The sequence below is a fragment of the Actinacidiphila epipremni genome (genome assembly GCF_012034175.1).
GTDB classification, from domain to species: domain Bacteria; phylum Actinomycetota; class Actinomycetes; order Streptomycetales; family Streptomycetaceae; genus Actinacidiphila; species Actinacidiphila epipremni.
The window spans coordinates 458,576-473,200 of record NZ_JAATEJ010000001.1 but is presented as its reverse complement, the minus strand read 5'-3'; the positions used below and the strand labels follow the sequence as shown (position 1 = coordinate 473,200).

The window sequence follows — 14,625 nt, the reverse complement described above, 5'->3', positions numbered from 1 at the left end:
CGCCCCTCCACAGCTCCACGTCCGAATGGACCGCCGACTCGGACGACCAGCTCACCATCACCGTGCCGCGCGAGGACCGCCAGCACGAGCAACCCGCAGAGAGGTGACCCCGTGGAGTCGTTTGAAGTCGCCCGCTTAGACACCTACTTCAGCAAGATCACATCGCACTTCCGCCCGGAGGAACTCCCCACGTCGTTCCTCGTCACGCACCTTCTCCCCGAGCGCCCGAGCTTCGTCCGCGCGGTCAACGCCGCGTCCACGCTGAAGGCCGTGCTGCCCAAGCCGAAGTCCATCGCCCCGACCGCCAAGCGCGAGGTGGAGGCCATCGCGCAGTGCGACGACCTCAGCCGGGAGCTGTTCGCCGACGCGGACAAGACCGTCGAGTACTTCGAGAACCGTGCGGCCAATGAGCGCGTCGTCCTGCTCGATGTCGGCGGGTACTTCGCCCCGACCCTCACCGCTCTCCAGGAGCGCTTCTCCGGGACGCTCCTCGGCGTGGTCGAGGACACCGAGAACGGCCACAAGCGGTACGCCGAGCTGGACAAGCTCCCCTGCCCGGTGGTGTCCGTGGCCCGCTCGCCGCTGAAGGACCCCGAGGACTTCCTCGTCGGCCAGTCCGTGGTCTTCTCCACCGAGGCCCTCATGCGCGGGCGCGGCGACATCCTGCATGGCCGGCCCGCGCTCGTCATCGGCTTCGGCAAGCTCGGCTCCTCCATCGCCCGCCTGCTCCACGCCAAGGGCGTGCAGGTCACGGTGTACGACATCGACCCCATCAGGCGCACCCAGGCCCTGTCCCAGGGCTTCACCGTCGCCCGCGACCGGGACAAGGCCCTGCACAATGCGGGCCTGGTCCTGTGCGCCACCGGGGCGCTCTCCCTGCGAGCCGAGGACTTCTCGACCCTCCGCAACGGTGCTTTCGTCGCCACGGTCACCAGCAGCGAGGACGAACTCGACCTGGCTGCCCTTCCGGCCGTCTACCAGCGCAACGCCGACGGCGCGCACATCACCCGGTACCAGACGACAGGCCACTACTTCTATCTGCTCAACGGCGGCAACGCCGTCAACTTCCTGCACGGCGCCAGCGTGGGGCCGTTCATCTTCCTCGTGCAGGCCGAGATACTCGCCGCCATCCGCATGCTCGCCCGCGCCGACCTCCCGGCCGGCGTGCACGAAGTGCCCGCCGCCGACCGGACCCTCATCGCCGACACCTGGCTGACCTACTTCAACCGCTGAGAGAACCCATGACCATCACCGCCCAGCACATCCACCACACCCTCACCACATACCTCGACCAGCACCCCGAGGACAAGGACTCCCTCTCGACGCTCACCGAAGCCCTGGAGACCACCGCCGGGACGATCACCTCCCGCAAGGAGTCCCAGGGCCACGCCACGGCCGGAGCCCTGCTCCTGCGCCCCGACGGCCGCCTCCTGCTCGTGGAACACAAAGCCCTCGGCAAGTGGCTCTTCCCCGGCGGCCACCTGGAGAAGAACGACGAAACCCTCATGGGAGCCGCCCTACGGGAACTGGCCGAGGAGACCGGGATCGACCCCGGCCTCGTCACCCCGGTCAGCCCCATCCCCCTGCACATCGACGTCCACCCCATCCCGGCCAACCCCGCCAAGGACGAACCCGAGCACCAGCACTACGACTTCCGCTTCGTCTTCCGCACCGACACCGACGTCACCGCGCTCCAGACCGAAGAAGTCCTGGCCCACACCTGGCGGCCCGCCGAGACGATCACCACCGAGCCGCTCCGCAGCCGCCTGCTCGCGCTTCCGGCGCGGTGAATCAGGCGGAGCCCCGCGGGGGAGAGTGCCGGGGGCGGCGCTTCCGCACGGAGCGTCGCCCCCGGCGGGGAAGGGCCGGGTGGGGTCACCGGTCGGTGAGGGTTGGCCCCCAGGGCAAGGGGCGCCGGCGGTGAGGGCCCGGGTCCGGCCCGGTCGGGGGGTGGGGGTCAGGAGACGGCCGCGCGGCCGGCCTCCAGGCGGGCCACGGGGATGCGGAACGGGGAGCAGGACACGTAGTCCAGGCCCACCTGGTGGAAGAAGTGGACGGACTCCGGGTCGCCGCCGTGCTCGCCGCAGATGCCGAGTTTCAGGCCGGGCCTGGTCGCCCGGCCGGCCTCCGCCGCGCTGCGCACCAGGGAGCCCACGCCGTCGCGGTCGATCGTCTCGAACGGCGACACCCCGAAGATGCCCTTCTCCAGATACGCCGTGAAGAACGACGCCTCGACGTCGTCGCGCGAGAAGCCCCACACCGTCTGCGTCAGGTCGTTCGTGCCGAACGAGAAGAACTCCGCGGCCTCCGCGATCTGGCCGGCGGTCAGCGCCGCCCGCGGCAGCTCGATCATCGTGCCGATGGCCAGCTTCAGCCGGGTCCCCGTCGCCGCCTCCACCTCCGCGATGACGCGGTCCGCCTCCTCCCGGACGATCTCCAGCTCCTGGACCGTCCCCACCAGCGGGATCATGATCTCCGCGCGCGGGTCGCACTTGGCGGCCTTGCGGTGGGCGGCGGCCTCCGCGATGGCCCGCACCTGCATCGCGAACAGGCCGGGGATGACCAGGCCCAGCCGGACGCCGCGCAGGCCCAGCATCGGGTTCTGCTCATGGAGCTTGTGGACCGCCTGGAGCAGCCGCAGGTCGTTCTCGTTGGCGTCCTTGCGGGACTCCGCGAGCGCGACCCGTACCGACAGCTCGGTGATGTCGGGCAGGAACTCGTGCAGCGGCGGGTCCAGCAGCCGTACCGTCACCGGCAGGCCGTCCATCGCCTCGAACAGCTCGATGAAGTCGGCCTTCTGCAGCGGCAGCAGCGCGCCCAGCGCCTCCTCGCGCTCGGCGTCGGTGTCGGCGAGCACCAGGCGCTCGACGAGCTCGCGCCGCTCGCCGAGGAACATGTGCTCGGTGCGGCACAGCCCGATGCCCTGCGCCCCGAAGCGCCGGGCCCGCGCCGCGTCCTCGGCGTTGTCGGCGTTGGCCCGTACGCTCAGCCGCCGCACCCGGTCGGCGTACGCCATGACGCGGTGCACCGCCTGCACCAGCCCGTCGCGCTCGTCGGCGCCGGCGTGCATCTGGCCCTCGAAGTACTCGACGACCGGCGACGGCACCACCGGCACCTCGCCCAGGTACACCTTGCCCGACGAGCCGTCGATCGAGATGAGGTCGCCCTCCTCTATCACCACCCCGCCCGGCGCGGTCAGCCGCCGCCGCTTGGTGTCGACCTCCAGCTCCTCCGCGCCGCACACGCATGTCTTGCCCATGCCGCGCGCGACGACCGCCGCGTGCGAGGTCTTGCCGCCGCGGGAGGTGAGGATGCCCTCGGCGGCGATCATGCCGTTGAGGTCGTCGGGGTTGGTCTCGCGGCGGATGAGGATGACGTGCTCACCGGAGCGGGACCACTTCACCGCCGTGTAGGAGTCGAAGACCGCCTTGCCGGTCGCCGCGCCCGGCGAGGCCGCGATGCCCCAGCCGATCCGCCGTACGTCCCCGCTGTCGGCCACCGCCTCGTCGAACCGCGGGAACATCAGCTGCGCGAGCTGCGCCCCGTTGACCCGCCGCAGCGCCTCCGCCTCGTCGATGACGCCCTGGTCGACCAGCTGGGTGGCGATCCGGAACGCCGCCGCGGCCGTCCGCTTGCCGACCCGGGTCTGGAGCATCCACAGCTGCCCGCGCTCGATCGTGAACTCGATGTCGCACAGGTCCTTGTAGTGCTCCTCCAGCGTCTGCATGATCGCCATCAGCTTCTCGTAAGAGGCCGGGTCGATCCGCTCCAGCTCGGCGAGCGGCACGGTGTTGCGGATGCCGGCGACGACGTCCTCGCCCTGCGCGTTCTGCAGGTAGTCGCCGTACGTGCCCTGGGCGCCGCTGGCCGGGTCGCGGGTGAAGGCGACTCCGGTGCCGGAGTCCGGGCCGAGGTTGCCGAAGACCATGGAGCAGACGGTCACGGCGGTGCCGAGGTCGCCGGGGATGCGCTCCTGGCGGCGGTAGAGCTTGGCGCGCTCGCCGTTCCAGGACTCGAAGACGGCCCGGATCGCCAGGTCCATCTGCTCGCGCGGGTCCTGCGGGAACTCCCGGCCGGTCTCCTTGACGACGATCTGCTTGTAGTCCGTGACGAGCTGCCGCAGGTCCGCCGCGTCCAGGTCCAGGTCGCTCGCAGCGCCCTCGGTGCCCTTCGCGCCCTTGGTGCCCTTGGCGCCCTTGGCAGTGCCCTTGGCGCGCTTGGCCGCCTCCAGCGCGTCCTCGAACCGCTCGCCGGGCACCCCCATCACCGTGTCGCCGAACATCTGCACCAGGCGGCGGTACGAATCCCACGCGAAGCGCTCGTTGCCGGCCTGGGCGGCCAGGCCCTCGACGGAGGCGTCGGACAGGCCGATGTTGAGGACGGTGTCCATCATCCCCGGCATGGAGAACTTCGCGCCCGAGCGCACCGAGACCAGCAGCGGGTCGTCGGACTGCCCGAGCCGCTTGCCCATCCGCTGCTCCAGCGCGTCGAGGTGCGCACTCACCTCGTCGCGCAGCGCCGCCGGCTCGGCACCGGACTCCAGGTAGACCCGGCACGCCTCGGTCGTGATCGTGAACCCGGGAGGGACCGGGAGCCCGAGGTTGGTCATCTCGGCGAGGTTCGCACCTTTCCCGCCGAGCAGATCCTTGAGGTCCTTGTTGCCCTCCGTGAAGTCGTAGACGAATTTCTGCTGCTGCTGCCGTGCCGACACGTGGCCTCGACTCCTCGCAACGGATCGCGACGGATTGCCCTGACGGCGGGGAGCGTACCCATCTCGAAGGCCCCGCAGTACGTCCATCAGCACGACACACGGGTGTAACCGCTCGTCTGCGTTCACATCGAAAGTCGGCGCCCCGCCGCACACCCGTCACCCGGCGTTCAGGACTCGAACGCAAGCCTTCGCTATGCGAGGTGTTCGACCACCGGAGTGACGCTGGGTGAGCGTTGACGTGACCCTGTTGACGGGTCGCGGAGCCGCGGAGTGTCGTCGCATTCGAGAGGTGACGCGCTCGATTGTGCGCTCATATGAGCACTGAAGGCCGCACTTGTGGCGCGAATCACCCGTTCGGTCTCATCCGTCGGACGTACGCCCACCCCGCTGCCGGACGTACGCTCACCCGCCGGAGGTGTCCGCCTCCGCGTCCTCCGTCAGCACCGTGCAGGCGTACGGGTCGTCGAGCCAGCCGTCCGGCAGGACGACCCGCTTGCCCGGCGCGGTACGCCCGCGCGGCCCGTCCGCGTGCGCCGGCCACGGCTGCGCCAGGTCCAGCGCGGCGAACTGCTCGTCGAGGTCGGCGAGCGACGAGGCCGAGGCCATCGCGCGGCGCGCCTCGGAGCCGACCGCGAAGCCCTTGGTGTACCAGGGCACGTGCTTGCGGAAGTCGATGACGCCGCGCGCCTCGTCGCCCAGCCAGCGCCCGAGCAGTTCGGCGTGCCGCCGCATCACCGTCGTGACCTGCGCGAAGCCGGGTGCGGCGGGCGGCTGGTCGGGGGCCTCGAACGCGGCGACCAGGTCGCCGAACAGCCACGGCCGGCCCAGGCACCCGCGGCCGACCACCACGCCGTCGCAGCCGGTGGCCTTCATCATCCGCAGCGCGTCGCCCGCCGACCAGATGTCGCCGTTGCCGAGCACCGGGATCTCCGGCACATGCTCCTTGAGCCGGGCGATCGCGTCCCAGTCGGCGGTGCCGCCGTAGTGCTGGGCGGCGGTGCGGCCGTGCAGCGCGACCGCCGTGACGCCCTCCTCGACCGCGATCCGCCCGGCGTCGAGATACGTCAGGTGGTCGTCGTCGATGCCCTTGCGCATCTTGATCGTGACCGGCAGGTCCCCCGCGTTGCCGACCGCCTCGCGCAGGATCGACCGCAGCAGGTTGCGCTTGTACGGCAGCGCGGAGCCGCCGCCCTTGCGGGTGACCTTGGGGACGGGGCAGCCGAAGTTGAGGTCGATGTGGTCGGCGAGGTCCTCGTCGACGATCATCCGCACCGCCCGGCCGACCGTCGCCGGGTCCACGCCGTAGAGCTGGATCGAGCGCGGTGTCTCGGCGGCGTCGAAGTGGATGAGCTGCATCGTCTTGTCGTTGCGCTCCACCAGGGCGCGAGTGGTGATCATCTCGCTGACGAACAGCCCCTTGCCGCCGCTGAACTCCCGGCACAGCGTGCGGAAGGGCGCGTTGGTGATGCCGGCCATCGGCGCGAGCACGACGGGCGGCCACACGGTGTGCGGGCCGATCGCCAGCGCGCCGGGCGCGGGCGGGGCCAGGGTGGCGTCTGCGGTCATACCGACCATTGTCCCGTACGCGGCGGGGCACCGACCCGGCCTGTCGTTGTACGCTGATAATCGTTCCACTCGTACAATCATTGGACCCGCCATCCATGTCGGACCCCACGTCGGAAACGACCGCGCGCCGGCGCATGCTGATCCTCGCGATCTGCTGTATGAGCCTGCTGATCGTCAGCCTGGACAACACGATCCTGAACGTCGCGCTGCCGTCGCTGCAGCGGGACTTCCACTCCTCCGTCTCCGGCCTGCAGTGGACGATCGACGCCTATCTGCTCGTCATCGCCTCGCTCCTGCTGCTGTCCGGCTCGACCGCCGACCGGGTCGGCCGCAAGCGGGTCTTCCAGATCGGGCTGGCCGTCTTCACCACCGGCTCGCTGCTGTGCAGCATCGCGCCCGGCCTCGGCTGGCTCATCGCCTTCCGGATGGTGCAGGCGGTCGGCGGCTCCATGCTCAACCCGGTGGCGATGTCGATCATCACCAACACCTTCGACGAGCCGCGGGAGCGCGCCCGGGCGATCGGCGTGTGGGGCGGTGTCGTCGGCATCTCCATGGCCGCGGGGCCGATCGTCGGCGGCGCGCTCGTGCAGAGCGTCGGCTGGCGGGCGATCTTCTGGATCAACGTGCCCATCGGTATCGCCGCGTTCCTGCTCACCGCCCGCTTCGTGCCCGAGTCGCGCGCCCCGCGCGCCCGCCGGGTGGACCCGGTCGGCCAGGTGCTGGTCATCGCGCTGCTGGGCAGCCTGACGTACGGGATCATCGAGGGCGCCGGCGCCGGGTGGACGTCGCCGGAGATCGTGGGCTGCTTCGTGGTGGCCGCCGCGGCGGTCGTGGCGCTCGCCCGCTACGAGACCCGGCGCGAGGACCCGCTCATCGACACCCGGTTCTTCCGCAGCGTGCCCTTCTCCGGTGCCACCGTCATCGCGGTGAGCGGCTTCGCCGCGCTCGGCGGCTTCCTCTTCCTCAACACGCTCTACCTCCAGAACACCCGAGGGCTCTCGGCGCTGGACGCGGGCCTGTACACGCTGCCGATGGCGGCGATGTCGCTGGTCTTCGCGCCGCTGTCGGGCCGGCTCGTCGGCTCCCGGGGCCCGCGGGTGCCGCTGGTGCTGGCCGGCATCGGCATGACCGCGGCCGGGGTGCTCTTCGCCGGCTTCGACGCGCAGGCGCACAACGCGCTGCTCTTCCCCGCGTATGTCCTGTTCGGCATCGGCTTCGGCTTCGTCAACGCGCCCATCACCAACACCGCGGTCTCCGGCATGCCGCGCGCCCAGGCGGGGGTGGCCGCCGCGGTCGCCTCGACCAGCCGGCAGGTCGGCCAGTCGCTCGGTGTCGCGGTGCTGGGCGCGGCGCTCGCGGCCGGGCTGCACGAGGGCGCGTGGTGGATCATCACCGGCTGTGGTGCGTCGGTGCTCGTGCTCGGTACGCTCACCACCGGCCGGTGGGCCAAGCGCACGGCGGATCGTACGGCGGAATCGCTGATCTCCCCGGAGGCGGCGGACAACCGGATGGCGGTGAAGGCGTGACCAGCGCGACGGCTTCTACGGTACGGGCTGCCACGGACCCGGACACGGGTACGGGGACGAGTACGGGGACGGGCGCGGCTGCGGATTCCGGCCCGGGTGGGGCCGCGGGCCCCGTCCTGCCCGGCGCGGGCGGCGGTACGCAGCAGGCGGCGGCCGAGCGCGTATGGGGGCATCTGCGCTCCCTGGTGCTGGAGCACAACGAGCGGCGCAAGGAGGTCGCCGACGCCCTCGGCATGAGCTTCTTCCGCGTCAAGGCGCTGCGCCGGATCGCCGCGCAGTCGTACCGGATGAGCGAGCTCGCCGCGGAGCTGGCCTCCGACCGGCCGTATCTGACGCTGGTCGTGGACGACCTGGAGCAGCGCGGCCTGGTGCAGCGCACCCAGCACCCCACCGACCGGCGCTGCAAGATCGTGTCCGCGACCCCGGCGGGCCAGGCCGCCGCCGCCCGCGCCAACGCGATCCTCGGCACCCCTCCCCCGGCCCTGCTCGCCCTCCCCGCGGCCGACCTGGCGACGCTGGACCGCATCACCTCGGAGCTGGCGACCCTCGCCCACGAGGACTGACGGGCCCCTACTCGCGCACCGCCCGGATCGCCGCGTCCAGCATCGCGCCGAGGTCGGCCTCGCCGCCCTGGTCCGACCAGCGGGCCACCGCCACGCCGAGGCAGCCGAGCACCGCCGTGGTGATGGCCGCGGCGCGCAGCTCGCGGTCGGCCGCCGTGCCGCCGGACAGCCGCGCCAGGACGCCCGGCACCAGCAGCTCCCGCCACCGGGCCTGCTTCTGCTCGCGGGCCGCGCGCAGCGACGGGGTGCTGGCGAACATCCGGGCCCGGGCCAGCGCCGCCTCCCTGTCCTGCGCGAAATACTCCAGCAGCAGGTCGAGGGCGCCGCGCAGCGCCCGCCAGGGGTCCTCGTCGGCGGGCCGCCGCTCCAGCGCGTCGGCGAGCAGCGCGCCGGACTCCTGCATGCTGCCGACGACCATGTCCTCCTTGGTGTCGAAGTAGCGGAAGACGCTGCGCGCGGACATGCCGACCTCGGAGGCGATCTGCTCGACCGTGGTCTCCTCGAAGCCCTGGGCGATGAAGAGCGCCATCGCGCGCTCGGCGATCTGGGCACGTACGGTTCTGCGGGTCAGCTCGCGCAGGTTCGAGCCACTGGCGCGGGTGGGGGTCATTCGGCGATTTTAAGCCGAGCGCGCTGCCCGCCGCCCGCGTCCACGAGCCCGCCGCCCGCGTCGACGAGCCGGCCGTCCGCCCCGGGCGCCGCGTCCGCCGGCGTGCCCTGCGCCGTCACGACGGCGAGCAGCCGCTCCAGCCGCTCCCGGGTCAGCTCGTCGACCGGCGAATAGACCGTCAGCCGCGGGCCCTCCTGCGGGCCGAGCCACAGATGGCTGAAGTCGAACGAGAGCAGGCCGACCTCGGCGTTGAGGTAGCGCTTGACGTGGCTCCCGGGCTGCACGACCTCGTGCCGCTCCCACGCCCGGCGGAATTCCGGCGAGTGCTGCTCCAGCCGCCGCAGCAGCTCCTTCCACGCCGGCTCGCCCAGGTGCTGGGCCATCGAGGAGCGGAACTTCGCCGCCATCAGCCGGGTGTTCTGCTCGCGGTCGAGCATGCGCTCGCGCCACACCGGGTGGGTGAAGGCCAGCCACATGACGTTGCGGTCCTCGACCGGCATCGCGTCGAGGTCGGCGACCAGCCGGCCGTACGTGCGGTTGTACGCGATGATGTCGTAGCGCGCGTTGAAGACCGCGGCCGGCAGCGGCTCCAGACGGTCGATCATGGCGCGGATCGCCGGGGACATGCCGGGGCAGTCCAGATGCGGGTGCGGGTCGGCGGTGCCGGCCAGCGTGAACAGGTGCCGGCGCTCGTTGTGGTCCAGCAGCAGCGCGCGGGCGATGGCGTCGGCGACCTGCGCGGAGACCTGGATCTCCCGGGCCTGCTCCAGCCAGGTGTACCAGGTCACGCCGACCGCGGCGAGCTGCGCGACCTCCTCGCGGCGCAGCCCCGGCGTGCGCCGCCTGCGCCCCGGCGGCAGGCCGACCTGCTCGGGCGAGATGCGCTCGCGGCGGCTGCGCAGGAACGAGGCGAGCTCACGGCGCCGGGTGGCCGGCTCGCTCAACAAGGGCGCGGAAGCCGCGGGAGCCGCTGGAGCTGCTGGAGCCGTCGGTGCCGCGTGAGCTGTCGGTGCCGTCATATTCCCAGCGTGCCGGATTCCGCAGCCGGTTGCCAGGTGCTTCGTATACCTGGATAAACGCTCTCTGGTACCCCCTTACGCGCAGGTCCAGTGTGGAGCATGTGACCGACATGAACCAGGCACTCCGCTCCAAGGCCGAGGTGCTGCCGCGCGTGACCCGTATCGCGGCGCCCGGCCCCGCCCCGTCCGAACCCGCCGCGTCCCACCCGGCCGCGTCCCGCCCCGGCCCCGCGCCCGCCGCGCCCGGGCTGAGCCCGCTCGGCCTGCTGACCGTGCTGCTCGGCGCGGCCCTGCCGATGGTGGACTTCTTCATCGTCAACGTCGCCCTGCCCACCATCGACCGGGACCTCGACGCGGGGCCCGCGGTGCTGGAGATGGTGGTGGCCGGTTACGGCGTCGCGTACGCCGTGCTGCTGGTGCTCGGCGGCAGGCTCGGCGACATGCTGGGCCGCCGCAACCTCTTCCTGTGGGGCCTCGGGCTCTTCGCCGTGACCTCGCTGGCCTGCGGTGTCGCCCCCACCGCGTGGACCCTGGTGGCCGCCCGGGTCGCGCAGGGCGCGGCCTCCGCGCTGCTGCTGCCGCAGGCGCTCGCCACGATCCAGTCCGCGACGTCCGGCGCGAGCCGCGGCAAGGCGCTCAGCTATTACGGGGCCACGGCGGGCATCGCCAGCGTCGTCGGGCAGGTGCTCGGCGGGGTGCTGGTCTCCGCGGACATCGCCGGGAGCGGCTGGCGCTCCATCTTCCTGGTCAACGTGCCCGTCGCCGCGGTGGCGCTGGTGCTGGCCCTGAGGTCGGTGCCGGAGACCCGCTCGCCGAACCCGGCGCGGATCGACCGGCCCGGGACCGTGCTGCTGGCCCTCACGCTCATCGCGCTGCTGCTGCCGCTCACCGAGGGGCGGGCGGCCGGCTGGCCGCTGTGGTCGTGGGTGCTGCTGGCGGTGTCGCCCTTCGCGGGCGCGGCGTTCGTCGCGGTCGAGCGGCGCGGGGAGCGTACCGGCGGTGACCCGCTGCTGCCGCCGTCGCTGCTGCGGATCCACTCCGTGCGCAGTGGGCTGCTGCTCATCCTGCCCTTCTGCCTGGGCTTCGGCGGCTTCATGTTCGTGGTGGCCGTGGCGATGCAGGACGGGCTGCGCTTCGGGGCGCTCGCGGCGGGTGCGGCGCTGGCGCCGCTGTGCGCGGCGTTCTTCGCGGCGTCGCTGCTCGGGCCCCGTATGGTCGCGCGGTACGGCCGCCGTACCGTCACGGGCGGGTCGCTCGTCCAGGGCGTGGGCCTGGTCGCGCTCGCGGCGACGTTCTTCTGGGGCTGGCCTGACCTGGGCATATGGGCTCTGGCGCCCAGCATGGCGGTGGTCGGCTTCGGGCAGGGGTTCGTGCTGCCGGTGGTCTTCCGCATCGTGCTCAGCGAGGTGCCGGCGGCGCGGGCGGGGGTGGGCAGCGGTGCGATGGCCACGACGCAGCAGGCCAGCCTCGCGCTGGGCGTCGCGACGCTCGGCACGCTCTTCTTGACGCTGAGCACGTCGTCCGGCGTCCGCGACGCCCTGGTCTGGACCCTGCTCACCCAGCTCGCGGCGGTCGCCGCCACCATCGCCTTGAGCCTGCGCCTGCCACGCACGGTCGCCTGAGGACCTGCCCCTCGCCCTGCCGGGCGGGGGGCAAGCCCGCGGAGTAGAGGTCAGCAGCCCAGGAGGCGGGAGGCGAGGTATGCCTCGACCTGGTCGAGGGAAATGCGCTCCTGGGTCATGGAATCGCGCTCGCGCACCGTCACCGCGTTGTCGGTGAGCGTGTCGAAGTCCACCGTCACGCAGAACGGCGTGCCGATCTCGTCCTGGCGGCGGTAGCGGCGGCCGATCGCGCCGGCGTCGTCGAACTCGATGTTCCAGTGCTTGCGCAGCGCCGTCGCCAGCCCCTTCGCCTTCGGCGACAGCTCGGGGTTGCGGGACAGCGGCAGCACCGCGACCTTGACCGGGGCGAGCCGCGGGTCGAGGCGCATCACGGTGCGCTTCTCCATGACGCCCTTCGCGTTGGGCGCCTCGTCCTCGTTGTACGCGTCGAGCATGAACGCCAGCATCGCGCGGTTGACGCCCGCCGCCGGCTCGATCACATACGGGAACCAGCGCTCGCCGGCCTCCTGGTCGAAGTACGTCAGGTCCTGGCCGGAGGCCTTGGCGTGCGAGGACAGGTCGTAGTCCGTGCGGTTGGCGACGCCCTCCAGCTCGCTGAACTCCTGGCCGCCGAAGTTGAAGCGGTACTCGATGTCGGCGGTGCGCTTGGAGTAGTGGGAGAGCTTCTCCTTCGGGTGGTCGAACCACCGCATGTTCTCCTCGCGCATGCCGAGGCCCGTGTACCAGTTCCAGCGCTCCTGCATCCAGTACTCGTGCCACTTCTCGTCCTCGCCCGGCCTGACGAAGAACTCCATCTCCATCTGCTCGAACTCCCGCGTGCGGAAGATGAAGTTGCCGGGCGTGATCTCGTTGCGGAACGACTTGCCCATCTGGGCGATGCCGAACGGCGGCTTCTTGCGCGAGGTGGTCTGCACCTGCGCGAAGTTCACGAAGATGCCCTGCGCGGTCTCGGGCCGCAGGTAGGCGACCGAGCCGGCGTCCTGCGTGGGGCCGAGGTGGGTCTGGAGCATGCCGGAGAACTGCTTGGGCTCGGTGAAGGCGCCCTTGGTGCCGCAGTGCGGGCAGTTGATGTCGGCGAGGCCGTTCGCGGGGAGCTTGCCGTGCTTGGCCTCGTACGCCTCCTCCAGGTGGTCGGCGCGGAAGCGCTTGTGGCAGGAGGTGCACTCGGTGAGCGGGTCGGAGAACGTCGCGACGTGGCCGGAGGCGACCCACACCTCGGGGGCGAGGATCACGGAGGAGTCCAGGCCCACCACGTCCTCGCGCGAGGTGACCATCGCCCGCCACCACTGGCGCTTGATGTTCTCCTTGAGCTCGACGCCCAGCGGCCCGTAGTCCCAGGCGGCCTTCGATCCGCCGTAGATCTCGCTGCTCGGGAAAACGAAGCCACGGCGCTTGCTCAGGCTGACGATGGTGTCGATCTTGTCGGCGGCCACGGTGCTCTCTTCAGTGCGACGAAGGGGTCAGTTGCCCCAGATTACCGGCGGGGGCGGGGCGCTTATCAAATCCGTTCGGCGGGCTGCAAGATCTGCGCAAATGTCCGGGCCCGGTGATTGCCCGCCGCCCGGCTCCGCCGTCCTGTCCGCCGCCGCCGGTGTCTTCCCCCTCTTCATCCTGCTCTTCATCGCGGGAGCCGCCTGGCACAATGGGGGCGTCGGGAGGCGCACGACGTCATGAGGAGGCACCGGTGACCACCACGAAGCATTTGGGAGCGCCCGGAGCCTCCGGTCCGTCCGGGACGCCCGGCGGGCCCCCCGTCGCGGGCCGGGCGACCCGGCAGCGGGCCGCGGTCGCGGCGGCCCTGGAGGAGGTCGACGAGTTCCGCAGCGCGCAGGACCTGCACGACATCCTCAAGCACCGCGGCGACTCGGTGGGCCTGACCACCGTCTACCGCACCCTGCAGTCACTCGCCGACGCCGGCGAGATCGATGTGCTGCGCACCGGCGAAGGCGAGTCGGTCTACCGGCGCTGCTCGGGCGGCGGTCACCACCACCACCTGGTCTGCCGCTCGTGCGGCAAGGCCGTCGAGGTCGAGGGCCCGGCCGTGGAGCGGTGGGCGGAGGCGGTCGCGGCCGAGCACGGCTTCGTGGACGTGGCGCACACCATGGAGATCTTCGGCACCTGCCAGGACTGCGCCGACACGCAGTCCTGACCCGGCGCCCGCCGGCTGCCCGCCGGGGCGGCCGTCAGGAGGTCTCGGCCTCGTTGGGCAGCGCCCCGCCGAAGCGGCGGTCGCGGCGGGCGAACTCCAGGCAGGCCCGCCACAGGTCGCGCCGGTCGAAGTCGGGCCAGAGCACGTCCTGGAAGACCATCTCGGCGTAGCTGCTCTGCCAGATCAGGTAGTTCGACGTGCGCATCTCGCCGCTCGGGCGCAGGAAGAGGTCCACGTCCGGCATGTCGGGGTAGTAGAGGTATTTCGCGAAGGTCTTCTCGTTGACCTTCGACGGGTCCAGCCGGCCGGCCGCCACATCGCGGGCGAGGGCCTGCGCGGCGTCGGCGATCTCGGCCCGGCCGCCGTAGTTGAGGCAGAAATACAGTGTCATCGCGTCGTTGCCGACGGTCTGCTCCTGGGCGACCTGGAGCTCCTGCACGACCGACTTCCACATCTTCGGCATCCGGCCGGCCCAGCGGATGCGGATGCCCAGCTCGTCCATCTCGTCGCGGCGGCGGCGGATGACGTCGCGGTTGAAGTTCATCAGGAAGCGGACCTCGTCCGGTGAGCGCTTCCAGTTCTCGGTGGAGAAGGCGTAGAGGGACAGGTTCTTCACGCCGATCTCCAGGCAGCCCTTGAGCACGTCCAGGACGACGCCCTCGCCGACCTTGTGCCCCTCGGTGCGCGGCAGGCCGCGGTCCTTGGCCCAGCGGCCGTTGCCGTCCATGACGATCGCGACGTGCTTGGGGACCAGCTCCCCGGGGATCTTCGGCGGGCGGGCGCCGGAGGGGTGCGGGTCGGGGGTGCGGTAGGAGGTCCGGTTACGGGCCAGGATGCCGCGACGTGCCATGGTCGTACT

Annotated in this window: 12 protein-coding genes; 6 read left to right on the top strand and 6 right to left on the bottom strand. The window is 71.7% G+C overall.

Features of this window, described 5'->3' with window-relative positions; all coding sequences use genetic code 11:
* Positions 1-111: 111 nt before the first annotated feature.
* Both HCN08_RS01890 and HCN08_RS01885 read left to right on the top strand, forming a co-directional pair.
* Positions 112-1,233, top strand: coding sequence for an adenosylhomocysteinase (locus tag HCN08_RS01890; protein ID WP_167981018.1), 1,122 nt, complete (start codon positions 112-114; stop codon positions 1,231-1,233).
* An 8-nt stretch (positions 1,234-1,241) separates the two neighbouring features.
* Positions 1,242-1,790, top strand: coding sequence for an NUDIX hydrolase (locus HCN08_RS01885; RefSeq protein ID WP_167981017.1), 549 nt, complete (start codon positions 1,242-1,244; stop codon positions 1,788-1,790).
* Between the two features lie 167 nt (positions 1,791-1,957).
* Here HCN08_RS01885 and ppdK read toward each other — a convergent pair whose 3' ends face one another.
* Both ppdK and dusB read right to left on the bottom strand, forming a co-directional pair.
* Entirely contained in the window at positions 1,958-4,711 is a 2,754-nt protein-coding gene (ppdK, locus tag HCN08_RS01880; RefSeq protein WP_407648647.1) for a pyruvate, phosphate dikinase, read from the bottom strand.
* Between the two features lie 402 nt (positions 4,712-5,113).
* The gene (gene dusB / locus HCN08_RS01875; RefSeq protein ID WP_167981016.1) at positions 5,114-6,277 is read right to left on the bottom strand and encodes a tRNA dihydrouridine synthase DusB; all 1,164 of its coding nucleotides are present in this window, start codon (positions 6,275-6,277) and stop codon (positions 5,114-5,116) included.
* A 95-nt stretch (positions 6,278-6,372) separates the two neighbouring features.
* Between dusB and HCN08_RS01870 the strand changes: the two genes are divergently transcribed.
* Both HCN08_RS01870 and HCN08_RS01865 read left to right on the top strand, forming a co-directional pair.
* Complete coding sequence (locus HCN08_RS01870) at positions 6,373-7,803, top strand: MFS transporter (protein ID WP_167981015.1); 1,431 nt, start codon at positions 6,373-6,375, stop codon at positions 7,801-7,803.
* Entirely contained in the window at positions 7,800-8,366 is a 567-nt protein-coding gene (locus tag HCN08_RS01865) for a MarR family winged helix-turn-helix transcriptional regulator (protein WP_322974175.1), read from the top strand. The genes HCN08_RS01870 and HCN08_RS01865 overlap by 4 nt, the downstream gene beginning before the upstream one ends.
* 7 nt (positions 8,367-8,373) lie before the next feature.
* On the opposite strand, the gene HCN08_RS01860 is transcribed toward HCN08_RS01865, so the two are convergent.
* Both HCN08_RS01860 and HCN08_RS01855 read right to left on the bottom strand, forming a co-directional pair.
* On the bottom strand, positions 8,374-8,976 hold the full coding sequence (locus HCN08_RS01860; protein ID WP_167981014.1) for a TetR/AcrR family transcriptional regulator: 603 nt from the start codon (positions 8,974-8,976) through the stop codon (positions 8,374-8,376).
* The gene (locus HCN08_RS01855; RefSeq protein ID WP_167981013.1) at positions 8,973-9,995 is read right to left on the bottom strand and encodes a helix-turn-helix transcriptional regulator; all 1,023 of its coding nucleotides are present in this window, start codon (positions 9,993-9,995) and stop codon (positions 8,973-8,975) included. The genes HCN08_RS01860 and HCN08_RS01855 overlap by 4 nt, the downstream gene beginning before the upstream one ends.
* A 110-nt stretch (positions 9,996-10,105) precedes the next feature.
* On the opposite strand from HCN08_RS01855, the gene HCN08_RS01850 reads away from it, so the two are divergent.
* Entirely contained in the window at positions 10,106-11,617 is a 1,512-nt protein-coding gene (locus HCN08_RS01850) for an MFS transporter (RefSeq protein WP_167981012.1), read from the top strand.
* A 50-nt stretch (positions 11,618-11,667) separates the two neighbouring features.
* Here the strand turns inward: HCN08_RS01850 and HCN08_RS01845 are convergent, their stop codons facing one another.
* Positions 11,668-13,050: a glycine--tRNA ligase gene (locus tag HCN08_RS01845; protein WP_167981011.1), complete on the bottom strand. Its 1,383-nt coding sequence runs from the start codon at positions 13,048-13,050 to the stop codon at positions 11,668-11,670.
* Positions 13,051-13,301: 251 nt separating this feature from the next.
* Here HCN08_RS01845 and HCN08_RS01840 point away from each other — a divergent pair, with 251 nt between their 5' ends.
* Positions 13,302-13,766, top strand: a complete 465-nt coding sequence (locus tag HCN08_RS01840; RefSeq protein ID WP_322974174.1) for a Fur family transcriptional regulator — start codon at positions 13,302-13,304, stop codon at positions 13,764-13,766.
* Positions 13,767-13,800: 34 nt separating this feature from the next.
* Here the strand turns inward: HCN08_RS01840 and HCN08_RS01835 are convergent, their stop codons facing one another.
* Positions 13,801-14,616: an isoprenyl transferase gene (locus HCN08_RS01835; RefSeq protein WP_167981009.1), complete on the bottom strand. Its 816-nt coding sequence runs from the start codon at positions 14,614-14,616 to the stop codon at positions 13,801-13,803.
* Between the last annotated feature and the right edge of the window lie 9 nt (positions 14,617-14,625).